Annotated in this window: 17 protein-coding genes; 5 read left to right on the forward strand and 12 right to left on the reverse strand. The window is 51.8% G+C overall.

Features of this window, described 5'->3' with window-relative positions:
* Positions 1-111: 111 nt before the first annotated feature.
* The 5 genes from chbR to osmE form a co-directional block, all read right to left on the reverse strand.
* Entirely contained in the window at positions 112-951 is an 840-nt protein-coding gene (gene chbR, locus OGV69_RS07605; RefSeq protein ID WP_003030617.1) for a transcriptional regulator ChbR, read from the reverse strand.
* A gap of 13 nt (positions 952-964) precedes the next feature.
* Positions 965-1,312: a PTS N,N'-diacetylchitobiose transporter subunit IIA gene (gene chbA, locus OGV69_RS07610; protein WP_038640158.1), complete on the reverse strand. Its 348-nt coding sequence runs from the start codon at positions 1,310-1,312 to the stop codon at positions 965-967.
* Positions 1,313-1,366: 54 nt separating this feature from the next.
* Positions 1,367-2,725: a PTS N,N'-diacetylchitobiose transporter subunit IIC gene (gene chbC, locus OGV69_RS07615; RefSeq protein WP_006684840.1), complete on the reverse strand. Its 1,359-nt coding sequence runs from the start codon at positions 2,723-2,725 to the stop codon at positions 1,367-1,369.
* A gap of 87 nt (positions 2,726-2,812) precedes the next feature.
* Positions 2,813-3,133 (reverse strand): PTS N,N'-diacetylchitobiose transporter subunit IIB, encoded by a 321-nt coding sequence (gene chbB / locus OGV69_RS07620; RefSeq protein ID WP_003030620.1) that lies wholly within the window; start codon positions 3,131-3,133, stop codon positions 2,813-2,815.
* 301 nt (positions 3,134-3,434) lie between these two features.
* Entirely contained in the window at positions 3,435-3,773 is a 339-nt protein-coding gene (gene osmE / locus OGV69_RS07625; RefSeq protein ID WP_038640154.1) for an osmotically-inducible lipoprotein OsmE, read from the reverse strand.
* A 199-nt stretch (positions 3,774-3,972) separates the two neighbouring features.
* Here osmE and nadE point away from each other — a divergent pair, with 199 nt between their 5' ends.
* Together nadE and cho are read left to right on the forward strand one after the other, a co-directional pair.
* Positions 3,973-4,803 (forward strand): NAD(+) synthase, encoded by an 831-nt coding sequence (gene nadE, locus OGV69_RS07630; protein ID WP_038640152.1) that lies wholly within the window; start codon positions 3,973-3,975, stop codon positions 4,801-4,803.
* 126 nt (positions 4,804-4,929) lie between these two features.
* Complete coding sequence (gene cho, locus OGV69_RS07635; RefSeq protein ID WP_069324271.1) at positions 4,930-5,817, forward strand: excinuclease Cho; 888 nt, start codon at positions 4,930-4,932, stop codon at positions 5,815-5,817.
* Here cho and ves read toward each other — a convergent pair.
* The 7 genes from ves to astC all read right to left on the reverse strand — a co-directional run bounded on the left by ves (position 5,777) and on the right by astC (position 13,506).
* Positions 5,777-6,352, reverse strand: a complete 576-nt coding sequence (gene ves / locus OGV69_RS07640) for an environmental stress-induced protein Ves (RefSeq protein WP_069324272.1) — start codon at positions 6,350-6,352, stop codon at positions 5,777-5,779. The two genes, cho and ves, sit on opposite strands and share 41 nt — an antisense overlap.
* 296 nt (positions 6,353-6,648) lie before the next feature.
* Complete coding sequence (gene spy, locus OGV69_RS07645; protein WP_006684847.1) at positions 6,649-7,134, reverse strand: ATP-independent periplasmic protein-refolding chaperone Spy; 486 nt, start codon at positions 7,132-7,134, stop codon at positions 6,649-6,651.
* A 347-nt stretch (positions 7,135-7,481) separates the two neighbouring features.
* Positions 7,482-8,447, reverse strand: coding sequence for a succinylglutamate desuccinylase (gene astE, locus OGV69_RS07650; RefSeq protein ID WP_069324273.1), 966 nt, complete (start codon positions 8,445-8,447; stop codon positions 7,482-7,484).
* Positions 8,440-9,783: an N-succinylarginine dihydrolase gene (gene astB / locus OGV69_RS07655; protein WP_069324274.1), complete on the reverse strand. Its 1,344-nt coding sequence runs from the start codon at positions 9,781-9,783 to the stop codon at positions 8,440-8,442. Before astB ends, astE begins: the two co-directional genes overlap by 8 nt.
* Complete coding sequence (astD, locus tag OGV69_RS07660; protein ID WP_069324275.1) at positions 9,780-11,258, reverse strand: succinylglutamate-semialdehyde dehydrogenase; 1,479 nt, start codon at positions 11,256-11,258, stop codon at positions 9,780-9,782. Before astD ends, astB begins: the two co-directional genes overlap by 4 nt.
* Positions 11,255-12,289 (reverse strand): arginine N-succinyltransferase, encoded by a 1,035-nt coding sequence (gene astA / locus OGV69_RS07665; protein ID WP_069324276.1) that lies wholly within the window; start codon positions 12,287-12,289, stop codon positions 11,255-11,257. The genes astD and astA overlap by 4 nt, the downstream gene beginning before the upstream one ends.
* Positions 12,286-13,506, reverse strand: coding sequence for a succinylornithine/acetylornithine transaminase (gene astC, locus OGV69_RS07670; RefSeq protein ID WP_069324277.1), 1,221 nt, complete (start codon positions 13,504-13,506; stop codon positions 12,286-12,288). The genes astA and astC overlap by 4 nt, the downstream gene beginning before the upstream one ends.
* Before the next feature lie 444 nt (positions 13,507-13,950).
* Between astC and xthA the strand changes: the two genes are divergently transcribed.
* The 3 genes from xthA (at position 13,951) to OGV69_RS07685 (ending at position 16,344) form a co-directional block, all read left to right on the forward strand.
* Positions 13,951-14,757: an exodeoxyribonuclease III gene (gene xthA, locus OGV69_RS07675; protein WP_038640136.1), complete on the forward strand. Its 807-nt coding sequence runs from the start codon at positions 13,951-13,953 to the stop codon at positions 14,755-14,757.
* A 223-nt stretch (positions 14,758-14,980) separates the two neighbouring features.
* Positions 14,981-15,637, forward strand: a complete 657-nt coding sequence (locus OGV69_RS07680) for a TVP38/TMEM64 family protein (RefSeq protein ID WP_170973240.1) — start codon at positions 14,981-14,983, stop codon at positions 15,635-15,637.
* Positions 15,634-16,344 (forward strand): TVP38/TMEM64 family protein, encoded by a 711-nt coding sequence (locus OGV69_RS07685; protein WP_069324279.1) that lies wholly within the window; start codon positions 15,634-15,636, stop codon positions 16,342-16,344. Before OGV69_RS07680 ends, OGV69_RS07685 begins: the two co-directional genes overlap by 4 nt.
* Positions 16,345-16,366: the final 22 nt, after the last annotated feature.

Raw genomic sequence — 16,366 nt, forward strand, 5'->3', positions numbered from 1 at the left:
CAGTGTCAAAACACTGACATGTATTATGCTCAACCCGTTTGTCAGGTATAGCGTGGCTGTCCCGACGCTATTTAGGGCAAGCTATAAAAATGAGTTATTGGAAAATAATATCTACTGATTAAATTCAGTTAATTTCTTACGATAGCTATTTGGCGTAAACGACGTCAGCTTTTTAAACGTTTTAATAAACAAACTTGGACTACTGTAACCAGACTCATAAGCAATATCCGTTACAGAATAGTTAGTCATTTCCAGCTGTTTTTTAGCAAAGTTAATGCGAATTTCATTAATGATCTGCATCGGCGTTTTGCTGTAATAACGCTGGGTTGCGCGGGTCAAATACTCCTGGGATTTCGCGGACAGGTGTACCATATTTTCCAGCGCATTCTCGCTAAACTGCCGTTTATCATGCATGGTCTCGACGGTGGTTTTGAGCCACTGAGGAATATCATCCAGCACCTGCTCTTCGCGATGATGGCGCAGCCGATTAATAATATAGAAGGTGACCACTTCTACAAATTCATCGAGTCCGCTCTCACGAAAGTTCAGTGATGCAATAACCGTTTCAATGTAGGTAAGAAACGAGTTATTCGCCCGATAGACCTGCGATGCAACGAAACAAAACGGCAGCAGCGGGTGGTAGTGCTGTTCAAAAAAACGTTTACTGATACCGACGTTAAGGATCCTTGTCGCACCGAAATCATAAAAACTCTGGTGATGCGATCCCAACGGGATAAAAACAAAGTCCCCACGCTCAAGCAATACGCGTTTACCGTTGATTTCCTGATAATAGCGTCCGGTTAAAACCAGCGTAAATTCATAGTAGTCATGTTGATGCAGCCCACTGATGCTCTCAGTTTTGTTATAGATGAACACATGGAAATTTTTGCCATTAAACAGCTGCTGTTCATAGACAGTTTTGATTTCCGGTGCGTTAATCTGTAGCTGCATTTTGCACTCCTCGCTATTTCAGCTTCTCGTGAAGTTCAATCAGTTCAGTGACCAGCTCGCGCGCCAGCATCGAGGTCATCAGATGATCCTGTGCGTGGACCAGCACCAGGCTGACTTTCATTTTACCTTCGCCCTGATCGCCTTCAATCAGTTTTGTTTGCACGAGGTGCGCTTCGTTCAGCGCCAGGCGAGACTGGTCCATCATGGTCTTCGCTGCTTCAAAATCCCCCTGCTTGGCCATTTTGAGTGCGCCGTATGCCAGGCTACGCGCCTGACCAGAATTAATGATGAGCCCCATCACCACTTCTTCAAGTTCTTCTGCTTCTGACTGCGTGTCGACGATATTCTCGATATCCAACATACTTTTTTCCTCTGGTTAAGTCCGGCATGACCGCAAAGCCACGCCGGATTAAATTTAGAATTTCAATGCGTTAGCGATATCTTCTTCGCTTTCTTCTTGATCAATAACGTTCTGAGCTTTGTTGGCTACTACCACGAACGGCAGGTAAACCAGCGTTGCAATACCGAGGTTGAACAGCGCGACCAGCAGAGCGGCGACGCTACCGTTGGTGTTAAAGAACGCGCCCAAACCGGTTGGCATAGTCCACGGTGCGATGTTGGTAATCGGTGGAATAATGCCTGAGTAGTAAGCTGCCAGCGTAATCGCCGCCAGAATCGGCTGAACCAGAATGAACGGAATAAACATAACCGGGTTCATGATGATCGGCAGACCGAACAGGATAGGTTCGTTAATCTGGAAGAGACCTGACGGCAGTGCCAGCTTAGCAACCTGACGATAGTCAGGACGACGTGATGCCAGGAAGATAGCGATAATCAGACCCAACGTTGCCCCGCTACCCCCAAGGAAAATATAGGAGTCGAGCATCGGTTTCGCCCAGACGTGGAACGTCTTACCGGCTTCCAGCGCAGCGTCTACGGAACCAAACTGTTGGTAGATAGAGATGTTTTCCAGCGCCCATGGCGTCATGATTCCGCTGTCCAGCGCGGTCAGCGCCAAAGAACCGTGAATACCAAAGAACCACAGCAGCGGAACAAAAATCACATAGGCCCAACCCACTACGCTACCCAGCGATGCCAGCGGCGTTGAAATGGAATCCATAATGATCTGATGGAAGTTGGTACCCCAGGTGTTCAGCGCCCAGGCGATGATCCCCATAATGGAGAGAATAAGAAAGCCAGGAATCAGCGCAGAGAAGGAACGCGATACGGATGTCGGTACGCTATCAGGTAATTTGATCACCCAATTACGATGGACCACAAAAGTGAACATTTCCGCGACCACCAGGCCGATAATAATACCGGAAATAATATTCGCGCCGCCCAGCCAGTTGGCGCCAACCGCATAGGCTTCACCCACGCTGTACGGCGTGACGGTCATAAATGCGGCGACAGATAACAACCCGGCAGCCAGTGAGTCGACCTTGCGTTCTTCTGCCAGCGCCATGCCGATAAAGAACGGCGCCATCAATGACATGATACCCAGCGTACCGTTATAGACGTTTCCACCAATGCCCTTCAAACTATTCAGCGTTTCAATAGTTGAAGCATCAAGTCGAATGCCCATCGAATAAAAAAACGACCCCTCCCCAAAGCTCAGGAAAACGTTATTAATTAATACAAACATTGCCCCTGCGAGGGTTAACGGCATTAAACGAATAAAACCGTTTTTGATTGCATTAACGTGCGGCTGCTTTCCAATTTTTACAGCAAAAGGAAGGAGTACCTTTTCAAGTGAAGCAATAGCGTTACTCATAGAAAAATACCCTTAAATACCGCAATTAATAATTGCGGTGAATGTTAATGAAATAACTCTTTGACGGGAAAAATTAAAATAAAATAATTAATTTGCTGCGGCTTTTTTAATTGCTGCAACAGCAGCCTTAAGCACGCCTAAACCATCGACTTTGCCATACAGCAGCGAGTCAATCACTTCCACAGGCTTGTTGGGTAACAAACGCTGAATTTCGGGCAACATATAAGCAATTTGCGGACCTAATAACACAACATCGGCCGCCGGGCCTTTTTCTCCGGCCAGCGTTTCAGGAAACGCTTCAATAATAACCGGCACTTCGTATTTTTCGGCCTGAGCACGCATCTTCGATACCAACAATGAAGTCGACATGCCCGCAGAACAAAACAGATAAATGTGTTTCTTTTCCATTAAAACGATCCTCATGTGCGATTATCTGTCAACCAGACACTCCGCAAGCCATAACCTGCATCCATGCTCTGGGTAACCTGCGTCAGCTAAATTACTTTTTTAGGTGGCTGAAACGAGTATACGGGATTGTACCGGTTGATGGTATTTCCTTGACCAACTAAATTGTCTCTCCTTGACCTGTCGTTATGACCCCCCTCACATTTTATGCAAATAATTCGCGGCAATAAATAAGATCGTGCGGCACAAAAAAACCGGCGCGATGGCCGGTTGTTCAGAGTGCTCAGGCAATAAACAGTTGTTACTACTTCGCTGCCTGCGGGTCGGTGTCATACTCTGAGCAGGTCTGGTAGCCAGAGTTAATCACATGACCGGTATCGTCTAAAGCAACGAAATAGGTTTCAGCTTTACCATCTCGTTGACCCAGGATGTAGGTCTGACAGGTCCCGCGCGCATGGATCATGCTCACTTCTGAAGAAGGCTTACCGGCAATCTGCGCGACCTGCGCCCTGCTCATCCCTTTCTTCACATCTTTCACTACGGGCTGAACAAATTGGTCTTTGGTACGATCATAGGCCGTACACCCCGCCAGCATAGTCAAAACAGCCGCTGCACCCAGAATTCCTGTTAGATTCTTGTTCATTTTTTCGTCCTCTTGTTTTTCAGCGTGTTATGTAAGCCTGGAGCACAACAACGCATTTTTCAAGCAATCAGATGATACTTAGGCCGTTTCGGAAAATTCTATTAAAACAAAATGATGTTATATCAGGCCTGCATCCCTTGTCGTTTGGGCCTCAACGCGTTAGCTTTAACATATCATTTTATTTTTCACAGGGGGTTGCATGACTCTGCAGCAAGAGATAATCAAAGCGCTTGGCGCAAAACCGCACATTAATGCAGAAGAGGAAATTCGTCGCAGCGTAGATTTCCTGAAATCATACCTGCAAACCTACCCCTTTCTGAAATCACTGGTGTTGGGCATTAGCGGCGGACAAGACTCCACCCTCGCCGGAAAACTCTGCCAAATGGCCGTTTCCGAGCTCCGCCAGGAAACGGGGAATGACGCGCTACAATTTATTGCGGTGCGTTTACCGTATGGCGTTCAGGCTGACGAGCAGGACTGCCAGGATGCCATTGCCTTTATACAACCGGACCGCGTACTCACCGTCAATATTAAAGGCGCAGTGCTGGCCAGCGAGCAGGCTTTGCGTGAGGCGGGAATTGAGCTGAGTGATTTTGTGCGCGGCAACGAAAAAGCCCGTGAACGTATGAAGGCGCAATACAGTATCGCGGGCATGACCAGCGGCGTTGTCGTGGGTACCGATCATGCAGCAGAAGCGATCACCGGTTTCTTCACTAAATATGGCGATGGCGGTACTGACATCAACCCAATATTCCGTCTGAACAAGCGCCAGGGTAAACAGCTGCTTGCCGCGCTGGGTTGCCCGGAGCATTTATATAAGAAAGCTCCCACCGCAGACCTTGAAGACGATCGCCCCTCTCTGCCGGATGAAGCCGCATTGGGCGTGAGCTATGACAACATCGACGATTATCTGGAAGGAAAAACGCTGGATGCTGAAATAGCTAAAAAAATCGAAGGTTGGTATCTGAAGACTGAGCACAAACGTCGCCCACCCATCACCGTGTTTGATGATTTCTGGAAAAAAGCATAATTTTTTCTGCCTAATGCCGGGTAGCGCCCCTATTGCCGCTCTCCGGCCTTAGCTGCCTGGTCATGCCGCTTTTTTAATCGCTCCTCAGCTGTTATACTGGATAGATAACCAGCAGCGGAGTGAAAAGTGGTACGGCGTCAATCAGCCCCTCGCCTGACATTAGAGGCAGCAGCAATTTATGAATACCCCGAGCATCTGCGCCCATTTTTGAGTGCGCTTCCCGCGGTGCCCGGCGTCTATCTGTTTCATAGCGAAAGCGACACCCTGCCGCTTTATATAGGCAAAAGCGTCAATATTCGCAGCCGCGTGTTGTCACACCTGCGTACCACGGACGAAGCGGCAATGCTGCGCCAGTCCAAACGCATTAGCTGGATTTGTACGGCTGGAGAAATTGGCGCCTTACTGTTAGAAGCGCGGCTTATCAAAGAGCAGCAGCCTCTGTTTAATAAACGGTTGCGACGCAATCGTCAGCTTTGCGCCCTGCAGCTTACCGACCAGACTGTTCAGGTTGTTTACGCACGAGATATTGATTTCTCCCATGCCCCCAATCTGTTTGGTTTGTTTGCCAATCGCCGTGCCGCGCTACAAACATTGCAAAGCATCGCCGATGAACAGCAACTGTGCTACGGCCTGTTGGGGCTGGAACCCCTGAGTCGCGGGCGCGCCTGCTTTCGCTCAGCGCTAAAGCGCTGCGCCGGAGCGTGCTGTGGGAAAGAGAGCCCGCAGGCGCATCATTCGCGCCTGCTGGAAGCGCTGGAAAGAGTGCGCGTCATCTGCTGGCCGTGGAACAATGCCATTGCGCTGCAAGAAACCCGCGCTGAAATGACTCAGTACCATATCATCAATAACTGGTTTTGGCTGGGCGCCGTTGCAACGCTGGATGAGGCGACAACCCTGGCGAGAATGCCGGCTGGCTTTGACCATGATGGCTACAAAATTCTCTGTAGGCCTGTTCTGTCTGGCAAATATGACATTATTGAACTGAATCCGGAGAGTATCCCGGCATCCAGTTAATCTCGCTGAACAGCAGTTTTCCCTCGCGCTCCAACAGGCGCAGGGTGTGTTTACCGTCGTGCCAGCTCGCGCCCTGATCGGCCGTCAGCAGCTTCTCACCCAATTGCCAGGCGCCACTGATAACAAACACGACGCCGCCACGAGAACCAAAGGTCGTAAAAGTGCGATCGGCAACTCTGACTTTCGCCTGGCAAACATCTCGTCGGGTCATGATATTAAAATCCATCGACATCCGTCCTTCCGTCAGCTTTGCTTTTACTACCTTGTCACCAGCAAAAGTAAAAGGTTGATGCTGCTTCAGGGTGTGAGTGAAGATGTTCGCCTCTTCCAGGGTCACTTCACCTCCTTCCAGCAAGGTAATCACGCGTTCTACGCCCGGAAAAAGAGAAAACTCTCCGTTTGCTGCAAGGGAGGCGATACTCGCCCGCCAGTGAAAATCGCGTGTTGCTGGCGGAAAACAGCAAATCTCTCGCGTTTCTCCCGCCCCATTGCGCCACAGACTGACCGGCATTTTGCGGATATCGAAATATTCCATCACCCCTCCAGAAAGGCGTAGCACGGCAACCTGCCGTGAACAGCCAGCCATAAATCATCATTGTGATATTTACCCTGCAGAGTATCGTTATCGGCAACAGGGTTGATTTGCCTTAGTGCTGAATAGGGTATTTTGCAAAAAAATTAACGCTTCTCCTGGCGGGAAAGAAAAAACCGCCGATCCTGCCCACATCGTTAAACGTGTTGTGGACAAGAGCGGCGGTCTTGAGTTTGTTGCACACTGTGCGGCGCTGAACGCCGACACAGCATGACTGATTTAGTGTAGACGACTGGCGATTACTCGGCAGCTTCTGGCATTTTACCTTTCTGCGCCGGACGTTCTGTCAGACGCTTCTCAAAATTGGCATTAAACTGCTTTTTCTGTTCAGGCGTCAGAATGTTGTAAATCTTGTTCTGCGTTTCCATGTGCGCCAGCATGTTGGCTTTACGCTGTTCTTCCATCTTCGCAATTTGCGCTTCGGCTTTCGCTTTATCGAAGCTATCGCTGGCGATGATATCGTGCATGGCGCGGCGTTCTTCCAGCGGCGGACGTTTCATCTGATCGCGCTGGCCTTTCATAATTTCGCGAATCTGCTGTTTCTGCGCGTCGGTCAGGTTCAGGTCTTTGAACATCATGTCGTGATGCGGGGCGAACTTCCCGTTGTGATGCATCATTGGTTTGGCATCCGCTGGCGCAGCTGTTGTGGTGTCAGCAGCATGGGCCAGGTTTGCAGCACCCAGCGCCAGGGTAGAGGCAACAAACAGAGCAGTCAGTTTACGCATAATTTCTATCCTTTCTTTCAGTTTTTTTTCGACATTCATGCGATTCTTATGCAATGTGATGTCGTGTTGACGAGATTAACTTTACCGGCTTAAGCGTCAATTAATCAGAGCAACGGTAAAACAATGAAAGTGTAAAAAACAAACTTTCATCAATTATGGAGAAAAAAAGAATAAATTGCGCAGAGTTGAAAGGAAAAATTACAACCATATGATTTTGAAAGGATTATGAAGAACTATACCTGAACTGTGATTATTAAGAAAGCAACTTCCCAGGAATAATCTGTAATCAATATAAAGCGCACGTAAAAATAAGCCCTCAGAAATAAATCTGAGGGCGGTTATATTTATCAAAATCTTTCGAGCATCAATCCGGCACGTAAACCACAGGCCACATTTGGGTTCGGAAAAAGAACGTATTCAACGTCATGGGTGACGATAAAACGTTCATTTCCGTCCTGCGCCAGCAAAGTGCCCTCGGTAAAGGGGGTAAAATTGAGCGTCTGGTTATCCATGTGGAGAATAAAATCGTCGCTACGCCGCGTAATTTGCGAGACCACGCGGTAGCGCAACGGAGATGTTTCTGCCGTAGACACTCGCTCGCCCCGCAGCAGCTGCGCCATCGCATCTGCGGTGCGTGCAAACTGGGTCAGATCGTTTTGCCCGAACGGCAGCGCTTTACCCAGCTCCAGCGTACAGGCCAGCGCGCCAAAATGTTCAGCGCTAAAATGGGTGAACGTACCGCCTGGGGTCTGATGGAAAACCAATGCCTCCAGCCCCGCATCCCCCAGCCAACCCAGAAAATTTTCGTCCCAGGCAACATTGCGTTGTGGCAACACGCCAAAGCGCAAATGCTGTGAGCCGCGAATGGCGGTGTGAAGATCCAGATGCCAGCGCACAGGCTCTTTCGCGCGCAAGTAAAAATCTGCCAGACACAGTTCAAGCTCATGGGCTCTGTGCGTTTCTTCACTCTCGGCAAAACTCTGCCACCGGCCACCAAACATCCGGTTCAGATCGCTATGACAATAACGTTTTCCCGCGGCCAGCGCCTGCGGGTTACCGAGAATGACCAGCAGCCGCCATGTTAGCGCCAGCTCACCGTTAAACAGCCTGGTCAGCAATGAATCAAGTATTTCTACCGGCGCGGTTTCATTGCCATGAATTCCCGCAGAAAGCACCAGCGACTGTTCAACCGGCGCAGTTGGTGTCAGTTCCAGTACCCCGTGACCAAGCCATTGCCAGACAAAACCGTGAATTGTGCCCTGCGTTTTCTCAGGTGCGCTACCTGCGAGCGTCAGGGCCAGAAAATTATCCATGGCTCGTTCTCTCCTGCTGGAAGGGATAAACAGAGCCGAGATTGAGCAATTGCGTCAGCGTATCCAACGCTTCACGCCCTTCGCGCAACAGCTGTGGATCCACGAGGTCCGTTGCGACAAGGCGATCGCGATAGTAGCGGTCAACCCAGTTATTCATCGTATTGAACAGCGTGTCGTTCATGATAACCGCCGGATTCACGGCCTGCAGCTCCTGTGGGGTAAGTACCACTCGCAGGCGTAAACAGGCCGGACCGCCGCCGTTGGACATGCTTTCACGCAAATCAAAGACCCGCAGGTCATCGATCGGATTGTCATCTGCGAGCAAACGGCTCAGATATCGCCACACGCCAGCATGCTCCCGACACTCCTGCGGTAAAACCAGCATCATCGAACCGTCGTCACGACTCAGTAATTGGCTGTTAAACAAATAGGTTGTTACCGCATCCTGCACCGACACCTCCGCGGCCGGGACTTCCAGCGCGGTAAAACCGTCCACCTGACGGCGTAGTTGCTCTAACAACGTTTGCTGTCTGACAAACGCCTGCTGATGACAAAACAGCACCTGACGATTCGACACCGCAATCACATCGTTATGAAACACGCCAAGATCGATGACATCCGGGTTTTGCTGAGCAAAAACAAGCTGATGTGGATTGACCTGATTCAGCCGGGCTACGGCCTCGCTGGCTTCACGAGATTGTCTCGCCGGATAGCGCCTCGGCTGTGACGCATTCCCCTCTTCACGACCGTAAATAAACAGTTGTACGCCGGGATCGCCATAATCCCCACCAAGGCGGTTATGGTTTGCCGCCCCTTCATCACCGAACAACGCAACCTGAGGCAATGCGCCGTGAATCGCAAAGGTATTTTCATCACGAAAAATCGAGCGTAACAACGCTTCGGTCGTCGGCGCTTCCAGCGAACGGTGGAACTTATTATTCAGATTCGCCACCGTTAAATGCACTTTCCCGTCCAGTGAATCTGCCGAAGGACAGACCGTTGCCGCATTCGCCACCCACATAGGTGATGCGGAGCTGGCGCTGGAGAGCCAGTGCGGCGCCTGACGCGCCACCTTGTCCAGAATCTGCTCATCACTGCCGCAAAAGCCCAACTGACGCAGCGCCGGGATATAGGGACGTTCATGAGGCGGGATCACCGCCTGAAGGAATCCCGCATCCGCCAGCGCTTTCATTTTTAACAAACCCTGCTTTGCCGCCAGACGAGGGTTCGACACCTGAAAACGGTGACTGGTCGAAGCCTCATTACCAAATGACAGTCCCGCATAGTGGTGGGTGAGTCCCACCAGACCATCGAAATTGACCTCACGCGCTTTCATCGTTTATCCCCGCAAGAGAAATCCAGACCGGGGCTGAGCGCCGACGGCAGGGTTAAGGCCGGAGATTCCAGGCTCGCCATCGGCCAGGCGCAATAATCCGCGGCATACCACGCGCTGGCGCGATGGTTACCGGACGCGCCCACACCACCAAACGGTGCGGTGCTTGCCGCGCCGGTTAACGGTTTATTCCAGTTAACAATCCCGGCCCGCGCCTCCAGCAGGAGCTGATCAAACTGGCTGCGATCGGGTGAAACCAGCCCGCATGACAACCCAAAGCGGGTGTTGTTCGCCATACGAATCGCGTCATCAAAGCTGTCATAGCGCCAGACGCCGAGCAGTGGACCAAAAACCTCTTCATCGGGTACGTTTGCCACGTCGGTCAGTTCAATAATACCGGGGGTCAGCAGCGACGTTCCGGCTTTCACCATGCGTGGCGCCAGCAGCGTGCGCCCCCCCAACGACGCCAGACGTTGCCAGGCATCACAAACGTGCTGTGCGGCCTGTTCAGAAATCAGCCCGCCTAAAAACGGCTGCGGTTCCGCATCCCAGTGACCCGGCATTAGTCGTTGGCTGACTTCCACCAGACGCACGAGGAACGCGTCCCCCTGCGCGCCGTTTTTAACCAACAGGCGACGGGCGCAGGTACAACGCTGCCCGGCGGTAACAAATGCGGATTGAATGGTCAGATGTACTGCCGCATCAATATCTTCCGGGTTCTCAATGATCAGCGGGTTGTTGCCGCCCATCTCCAGCGCAAGGATTTTTTCCGGCTGGCCGGATAACTGTCGATGCAGCTGATAACCGGTATTGGCACTGCCGGTAAACAGCAGACCATCCAGATCATCCAACGCGCTCAGCGCCTGCCCCGTTTCGCGTCCGCCCTGCACCAGATTTAGCACGCCCGGCGGCAATCCCGCCTGTTCCCACAGCTTTGTCACGGCTTCACCGGTCCACGGCGTCAGCTCGCTGGGCTTGAAAATCAACGTGTTGCCCGCCAGCAGAGCCGGAACAATATGGCCATTGGGCAAATGGCCAGGGAAGTTATACGGGCCAAATACCGCCAGCACGCCGTGCGGCCGATGGCGCAACGTCGCCGCGCCATCCGGTAGTTCGCTGTGCTGCTCTCCGGTACGGGCATGGTAAGCTTTCACGGAAATAGCAATTTTATTGATCATCGCCGTCAGTTCAGTGGCGGCTTCCCAGCGCGGCTTGCCGGTTTCCCGGGCGATAATCTGGGTTAGCTCGGCTTTATTGCTTTCCAGCAATGAAGCAAATTTTTCGACAATAGCCTGACGCGCGCTAAAGGGGTGTTTAGCCCAACCGGCAAAGGCGGTGCGCGCAGCACGGCAAGCCTGCATCACCTGAGTCGCGTCGGCATCATTACCTTGCCACAGCACATCACCGCTTACCGGATTCGTTTTCACCCGACGCTCGCCAAGCCCCGTCACCCAGTCGCCGTTTATCCATAATGTCATGCTGTTTTCTCCTCTGCACAAAGACGCACAAAACGTACATGGTCGCCCGGGTGGCATTTCAGGGCGTCCAGTTGCGCCGCCGTCAGTACCAGACGTTGGGTATCCGGGTCAGCGCGAACCAACATGACGCGGAAGTTTTGATAGTTTTCATTAGCGACCAGACAGGCCGGGTAATCGCCGATCGCTGGCTGACCTTCCGCCACTTCCACCAGCCTGCTTTTACGGATAGCGCGAACGCGGTCGATATCGCATTCCAGCGTCGGCCCGCCATCGAAAATGTCGACATAGTTACGGTAGCGAAATCCTTCTTTCTCCAGCACCGCCCGCGCCGGAGCGGTTTGCGGATGTACCTGACCAATTACGCTTTGCGCTTCCTCAGACAGGAAATGGGTATAAATAGGATGCTTGGGCATCAGTTCAGCAATAAAGGCTTTTTGTCCGGTGCCGCAGAGAAAATCCGCCCGGCTGAATTCCATGGAGAAAAAGCGTTTGCCGAGGCTTTCCCAGAAGGGAGAGTAACCGTGCTCATCGATTACGCCGCGCATCTCGGCCACGACCTTTTCATTAAACCGGTCACGAAATGCCGCCATAAACATAAAGCGTGATTTAGACAACAAATAGCCGTTGCCCTCTTTACGCCAGTCGGGATCGAGAAACAGAGAGCAAAGCTCGCTGCTGCCCGTGTGATCGTTACTCAGAAACAGCGTCGGCAGCGCGTTATATACGTTCAGCTCTTTCGAGGCGTGCACCAGCGTGCCAACCCGATAGTTGTACCAGGGATCGTTAAGCCCTACCGCCACCTCGATGGCGCAAATCCCTGCCACGGTTCCGCTGGCGCTGTCTTCCAGTACAAAAACATAGCCTTGCTCACTTTTCGGCAACTCACCGCGCCAGGTTTGTAGCGAGCGTTCGATACGCGCCATCAGCGTGGCTTCATTAGCCGGTAGCGAAGTCAACCCACCGCCGGTCTTACCGGCCAGTTGCATCAGCGCGGTGATATCAGCGCGTTCAATAGGACGAATCACCATCATGATGAACCTCCTGCTTTAATGCGTTCGCAGGCCAGCGCAAAGCGATCCAGTCCGCTAGCAACCTCTTCTTCGCTGACGTTTAACGCTGGCGCAAAGCGCACCACGTTAGCGCCAGCGATCAGCACCATCACTCCGGCATTGGCCGCCTCTTGCGAGATGAGTTTCGCTTTCCCGGCAAATTCCGCGTTCAGTACGCAGCCGATCAGCAGGCCGAGCCCACGAATTTCACTAAACAGTCCAAAACGTTCGTTAATAGCGTCAATACGCTCCACAAACCAGTCGTGACGCTGCTTAACACCGTTGAGCATATCCGGGGTGTTAACAATCTCCAGCAGTTTGCCCGCCACCGCCGTGGCCAGCGGGTTTCCGCCGTATGTTGTACCGTGCGTACCAACCGTCATCACGCTGGCACAGTCTGCTGTCGCCAATAACGCGCCGATGGGGAAACCGCCGCCCAACGCTTTGGCTGTCGTCAGCAGGTCTGGCGTAACGCCATAGTGCATATAGGCATACAGTTCGCCGGTACGACCCACACCGGTCTGGACTTCGTCAAAAATCAGCAGCGCATTGTGGCGATCGCATAATTCACGCAGCCCCTGTAAGAAATCATTTGTTGCCGGTACGACGCCGCCTTCCCCCTGCACCGGTTCAACGATGACCGCACAGGTGGTGTCATCAATCAGTTGGCGGGCGGAGTCGAGATCGTTATAGACGGCATGGCGGATATCCGGCGGCAGCGGCGCGAAATCTTGTGAATAAGCGGGCTGCCCTCCGGCGCTGACGGTGAACAGCGTGCGGCCATGGAAAGCATTTTTAAACGCCACGATGCCGCTCTTCTGGCTGCCAAAACGATCGTGAGCATATTTACGCGCCAGCTTTAATGCCGCTTCGTTAGCCTCCGCGCCGGAGTTACAGAAGAAAACACGCTCGGCGAAGGTGGCATCAATCAGCTTTTTCGCCAGACGCAGCACCGGCTCGTTGGTGTAGCCATTTCCCGTGTGCCAGAATTTGCTCGCCTGGTCGTTTAATGCCTCGCGCAATGCCGGATGGGCGTGCCCCAGCGCGTTAACCGCAATGCCTCCCGCGAAATCGATATACTCTTTACCCTGCTGATCCCACAGACGTGAACCTTCACCACGCACCGGAATAAAAGGAGCCGGGGCATATACGGGCATCATCCATTCATCAAAATCTTCACGCGTAATTGACAGAGACATAGCGACCTCAACGGTAAATAAAAGGTTATTTATATGTTAATAAATATAGTATTTGCGGTGTAAATGTAGATTGCAGGGTTCGTGCCAGCCAGCAAAAAAAGTGCATAAACAAAGGTCGGTGACGGAATATCAACAGGTTACAACGTGGCGATATTCACTTAATGTGCATATAAAGTGAATATGTTTGCGCACCAGGCGACTAAATAGAGGAAAAACCGCAGTTTTATTCAGTTGCCAAATATAATTCTGGAATTGTGATCGTATACGAAATTTATCGGAAATTATTGCTCTGTTCTGACGCGCTTCGCGCCAAAACGGTGCAGTTTTTGCTCCATCGTTAACACCATTGGCAATCATTGTTGGAATCAGGTGACAAGAAGCAGTCAGCCAGCGGAAATTCTGCTACCATCCTTGCACTATTCATCTTGCAAAACGGCAGCGACTATGAAATTTGTCTCTTTTAATATCAACGGCCTGCGTGCCCGTCCTCATCAACTGGCAGCCATTGTCGAAAAACACCAACCGGATGTGATTGGCTTACAGGAGACAAAAGTCCACGACGACATGTTCCCTCTCGAAGAGGTAGCAAAGCTGGGTTACAACGTCTTTTATCATGGTCAGAAAGGTCATTACGGCGTGGCGCTGCTAACGAAAGAAACGCCAATCGCAGTGCGTCGTGGCTTCCCGGACGATGGCGAAGAAGCGCAGCGTCGTATCATCATGGCGGAAATCCCATCCCCTCTGGGCAGCATTACCGTGATCAACGGCTATTTCCCGCAGGGCGAAAGCCGTGACCACGAAACCAAATTTCCGGCCAAGGCCGCGTTTTACCAGAATCTACAAAACTATCTGGAGACTGAACTGAAACGCGACAATCCGGTCTTGATCATGGGCGATATGAACATCAGCCCAACCGATCTCGATATCGGCATTGGCGAGGAAAACCGTAAACGCTGGCTGCGTACCGGTAAATGTTCCTTCCTGCCGGAAGAGCGTGAGTGGATGGAGCGCCTGCTGGGCTGGGGCCTGGTGGATACCTATCGTCATGCTTATCCTGAAAAAAATGACCAGTTCTCGTGGTTTGATTACCGCTCCAAAGGCTTTGATGATAACCGTGGCCTGCGTATCGATCTGCTGTTAGCGAGCAACCCACTGGCGGAGCGCTGCGAAGAAACCGGCATCGACTATGAGATCCGCAGCATGGAAAAACCGTCCGATCATGCGCCGGTATGGGCTAAATTCCGCGTCTGACCTCCTGCGATTTGTCACTCTCCGGGCCTCGCCTGGAGAGTCTGTTTATTCTGTGTAAAATCAATAAATCGACGGTAATACATTGTTGTGTCCGGGAATTTATTATATCTTCGCGCGCACTTTTCGCTGACGAAAACGCTGCATTACACTCGGTTTTACAGGAGAACCCCCATGAAAAAGAAGTTCGCATAACGCAGAATATCGACTGCTGATTGTCACAGTCCTGTTCTGCGTTCTGGCGGGAGTTTTCCATTATTTCGGCCTGACCGACCTGATAACCAATTTCCATCATTTACAAAACGTCATCCGCCAAAGCGGTATGTTCGGCTATACGCTTTACATCTTGCTGTTTATCATCGCTGCGCTGTGTCTGATCCCCGGCAGTATTCTGGTGATCGTCGGCGGTGTGCTGTTTGGCCCTGTGGCAGGGACGCTTGTCTCGTTAGTGGCGGCAACCGTCGCCTCGGCGCTGTCGTTTTTGCTGGCTCGGTGGCTTGGTCGGGAACTACTGCTGAAATACGTTGGGCACACGGCGACTTTTCAGGCAATCGAGAAAGGCATTGCCCATAGCGGATTGGACTTTCTGATCCTGACCCGACTCGTACCATTGTTCCCCTATAATATTCAAAATTACGCCTATGGACTGACGGCGATTCCGTTCTGGTCATTTACGGTGATATCTGCGGTAACCACCTTGCCCGGCATCTTTATCTATACGCTGATGTCGCACGAACTGGCCAGCGAAGGCATGACTCTGGCATTTATCGGCAAACTCAGCGTTGCGGGCCTGGCGTTATTCATTCTTATTCAGGCGGCAAAAGCCTGGGCCAGATATAAACATATCGATCCGTCGTCCAGCCACGAGTGTGCAGGTAAATGACAAAGCTGAACAAAGCGCGATTAACCCACTATTACCGGGCAGGATTGATAGTTGTGCTGCTGCTCGCGCTGATGGCATGGGCGTGGATACCTGGCGTCAGTGATTTTCTCCGGGGCAGCCTGGCGGCGTTTACTACGCTGGATCAACACGCGCTCGAGCACTTCATTCGTTCGTATGGGACCCAGGCGGCGGTTGTATCGTTCTTCCTGATGATCTTACAGGCCATCGTCGCGCCGCTTCCCGCCTTTTTGATTACGTTTGCCAATGCCTCGCTGTTTGGCGCGTTTTGGGGCGGTGTACTGTCCTGGAGCAGCGCGATGGTCGGCGCAGCGCTGTGTTTTTTTATTGCCCGCGTTTTGGGTCGCAGTGCGGTGGAAAAGCTGACCGGGAAAACGGTGCTGAACAACATGGACGCTTTTTTCGAACGTTATGGCAAGCACACTATTCTCATCTGTCGCCTGTTACCTTTTGTGCCCTTCGACCCGGTAAGCTATGCCGCGGGCCTGACCTCGATTCGTTTTCGCCACTTTCTCCTCGCCACCGGCTTCGGTCAGTTACCCGCCACGATTGTCTATTCGTGGGCCGGTAGCCTGTTAACCGGCGGTACATTTTGGTTTGTTACCGGCCTGTTCATCCTGTTTGCCCTGAGCGTGGTGATTTCAGTAGCAAGAAGCCTTTACCTGGAGCGTCAACGGAAAAAAACCTGAGACATACGCCATTTTTAGCAAT

The organism is Citrobacter sp. Cc139 (assembly GCF_030334645.1).
Classification (GTDB): Bacteria; Pseudomonadota; Gammaproteobacteria; order Enterobacterales; family Enterobacteriaceae; genus Citrobacter; species Citrobacter werkmanii.

Coding starts and splice junctions, on each gene's coding strand:
- chbB (WP_003030620.1), bottom strand. CDS start 3,133: ATGGAAAAGAAACACATTTATCTGTTTTGTTCTGCGGGCATGTCGACT.
- nadE (WP_038640152.1), top strand. CDS start 3,973: ATGACTCTGCAGCAAGAGATAATCAAAGCGCTTGGCGCAAAACCGCAC.
- chbC (WP_006684840.1), bottom strand. CDS start 2,725: ATGAGTAACGCTATTGCTTCACTTGAAAAGGTACTCCTTCCTTTTGCT.
- astC (WP_069324277.1), bottom strand. CDS start 13,506: ATGTCTCTGTCAATTACGCGTGAAGATTTTGATGAATGGATGATGCCC.
- chbA (WP_038640158.1), bottom strand. CDS start 1,312: ATGTTGGATATCGAGAATATCGTCGACACGCAGTCAGAAGCAGAAGAA.
- OGV69_RS07685 (WP_069324279.1), top strand. CDS start 15,634: ATGACAAAGCTGAACAAAGCGCGATTAACCCACTATTACCGGGCAGGA.
- xthA (WP_038640136.1), top strand. CDS start 13,951: ATGAAATTTGTCTCTTTTAATATCAACGGCCTGCGTGCCCGTCCTCAT.
- astA (WP_069324276.1), bottom strand. CDS start 12,289: ATGATGGTGATTCGTCCTATTGAACGCGCTGATATCACCGCGCTGATG.
- osmE (WP_038640154.1), bottom strand. CDS start 3,773: ATGAACAAGAATCTAACAGGAATTCTGGGTGCAGCGGCTGTTTTGACT.
- chbR (WP_003030617.1), bottom strand. CDS start 951: ATGCAGCTACAGATTAACGCACCGGAAATCAAAACTGTCTATGAACAG.
- astD (WP_069324275.1), bottom strand. CDS start 11,258: ATGACATTATGGATAAACGGCGACTGGGTGACGGGGCTTGGCGAGCGT.
- astB (WP_069324274.1), bottom strand. CDS start 9,783: ATGAAAGCGCGTGAGGTCAATTTCGATGGTCTGGTGGGACTCACCCAC.
- astE (WP_069324273.1), bottom strand. CDS start 8,447: ATGGATAATTTTCTGGCCCTGACGCTCGCAGGTAGCGCACCTGAGAAA.
- spy (WP_006684847.1), bottom strand. CDS start 7,134: ATGCGTAAACTGACTGCTCTGTTTGTTGCCTCTACCCTGGCGCTGGGT.
- ves (WP_069324272.1), bottom strand. CDS start 6,352: ATGGAATATTTCGATATCCGCAAAATGCCGGTCAGTCTGTGGCGCAAT.